General features: G+C 44.1%; 2 protein-coding genes and 2 pseudogenes. All 4 read right to left on the bottom strand.

The window, feature by feature from the left end; all coding sequences use genetic code 11:
* Positions 1 to 691, bottom strand: a pseudogene (locus VIP81_RS08875) (quinol:cytochrome C oxidoreductase); the annotation flags it as partial.
* A 43-nt stretch (positions 692 to 734) separates the two neighbouring features.
* Positions 735 to 1337, bottom strand: coding sequence for a cytochrome c (locus VIP81_RS08880; protein ID WP_331958643.1), 603 nt, complete (start codon positions 1335 to 1337; stop codon positions 735 to 737).
* An 83-nt stretch (positions 1338 to 1420) separates the two neighbouring features.
* Positions 1421 to 2014: a DUF3341 domain-containing protein gene (locus VIP81_RS08885; protein WP_331958646.1), complete on the bottom strand. Its 594-nt coding sequence runs from the start codon at positions 2012 to 2014 to the stop codon at positions 1421 to 1423.
* 48 nt (positions 2015 to 2062) lie between these two features.
* Positions 2063 to 2264, bottom strand: a pseudogene (locus VIP81_RS08890) (hydrogenase); the annotation flags it as partial.

Consider the following 2264-nt stretch of genomic DNA (forward strand, 5'->3'; position numbering starts at 1 on the left):
TCAGGGACAGACCGGATACCCAGGTGCTGGCGAAAGTATACCAGGAGTACATGGTAGAGAACCAATGTGCATCGATGCTCATTAACCATACCCATGGGGTGGTAGAACCAACGCTGAGGGTGAAAACTACCAGGAAGCCACCGCATACAACGGTATTTCTCCAGAGTAATTTACGACCTGTTTCAGGACGCAGATCCCATCCATCTTCTTCGATAGACATTTTACGGAGCTTCATGGTAAAGAATATCCAGAGGCCCAGTGTAAGAATGGTCGCTACAGTAAAAAATCCTTTGTTCAGGAAAGCAGATTTCCAGGTAAGGATTTTGTCTTCTGCCACGTGGTGAGCATTTACCCAGTGGTAGATATCTTCTTTTCCTCCGAAAACGAGGATCATTACGATCACGAATAAGATGGCAGCTAATACTGGTACTGCCATTGAAATAGCTTCAGGTACACGGCGGAAAGCAATCTGCCAGCCACCATGTGCCAGGGTAGTAGCAGCGATAAAGAAGGTGCTCGCCAATGTAATCAGCAAAAAGAAGCTGCTGTTCTGCAACAGACCGGCCCAAAACCGTGTGGCGTTCTCACCTTGAAACGCAATTAATCCGATCAATAACGTCAGCAAGCCCACGCCCATTAACACGAAGCTGGTCTTTTTTAATCTTGCCGGTACTACAAATTGGTCTTTCATTACTGTATATTAAAATACTTGATTGAAATTCAGTTTAACTCATTTATTTAGCTGCAATAGCGCTACTATCCTTAGGAGCGGCAGACGGGGCGGCAGCACCTGGCTGTTTACTCTTGATATAAGCAGCGATCGTCCAGCGTTGTGCTCTATCGAGCTGGCTGGCGTAGCTACCCATCATGTTATAACCGTAAGTCATTACATGGAACAGGCGGCCTTCTGTGTAGCCGGATTTTGCACCAGCTATCAGATTTGCAGGAGCAGCAGAAAAAGGTCCGGTACCATCTTTATACAGAGGACCATTACCATCTAAGGCTGTACCATGACAGATCCCGCAGTAGATATTAAATAAACGTTCGCCTTCTTTAAGATCAGTTGGCGTGATAGTTAATGGATTTTTCACCAGATTAGCCAGTGCCGTATCTGATTCTTTCAGATGGTAAGGCAAAAGTTCACCTCTTTTTACTGTTCCTTCCACTGGCTTCAGCCCTGACAAACGAGCACTATAAAATTCATACGCACGAGATTCATACATGTCTGGCATATAAATCCTGCCGGGCTTTCTGTTATGCTCCCCTCTGTTACAGGCTGCCAGGAAAGCTCCAGTTGCCAATGCGGCTACAATCAATATGTTGGAAGTCCTTTTCATCAGAAATTATTTATCTAGCTTTCATTAGTGCTTGCTTGCTCAAATCCTAATGTCGCAACGGTATGTTTTAGCTGTTAGTATAATTAAGCGTTTGCGGTCTGAATCTTACGGAGATAAGGCTCATCGTCCTGATCATACCTTCCGAACCACCATCCTGCTTCAGCTTTTTGTTCATTGATATCCTGTGCACCTGCCGCAGCGAGGAAGCTTTTCACTTCTTCTGCATTGGTTTTTTCTGTCAGCTCTATCACCATTACAAACTTATCATCGGTTTGTCTTGGGTGGAAGATGTGTTTTTTCACACCTGGCATCAGCTGGCAGAGATAACAGAAAGTCATCACCATACCTACTGCCGCAAATAATACGGTCAGCTCAAAAGTGATGGGAATAAAAGCGGGCAAAGGGAAGTGTGGCTTACCACCAATGTTCAGCGGCCAATCTACGTTGAATACCCAACTCATGAAGGATAATGCGGTAGTAGTACCGGTGATACCATATATGAAACCGGCTGTGTGCAGACTGGTTTCTCTTAAACCCATTGCATGATCGAGGCCGTGAATAGGAAAAGGAGTATATACATCGTGCAATTTGTAACCTGCAGTGCGTACTTTCTTTACTGCCGGAAACAACACTGCCTCATCGTCAAACAAGCCTACAACAAATTTTTTAACAGCCATATATTTAAAAATTCAAATTCCAGGTAATTAGTTCTCTTAATTCGTCTATTAGTGTGCGTGAGCTACATCGTGTGCAAATTTCTCAGCACTCTCTTCTTCGTACACTTCCATTTTCTCTTTGTAGTTCTCTCCCGAAGTTTTCAGAATAGCCTTGATTTCAGCTACTGCGATTACCGGGAAGTATTTAGCAAATAAGAAGAAGCAGGTAAAGAACAGACCGAAAGTACCCATGTAGAAACCTACTTCAGGC

The sequence above is a fragment of the Chitinophaga sp. genome (assembly GCF_036566945.1).
Lineage (GTDB): Bacteria > Bacteroidota > Bacteroidia > Chitinophagales > Chitinophagaceae > Chitinophaga.

What these genes read in the sequence shown, in the direction of transcription:
- VIP81_RS08885 (WP_331958646.1), bottom strand. Translation starts at nt 2,014, where the DNA reads ATGGCTGTTAAAAAATTTGTTGTAGGCTTGTTTGACGATGAGGCAGTG.
- VIP81_RS08880 (WP_331958643.1), bottom strand. Translation starts at nt 1,337, where the DNA reads ATGAAAAGGACTTCCAACATATTGATTGTAGCCGCATTGGCAACTGGA.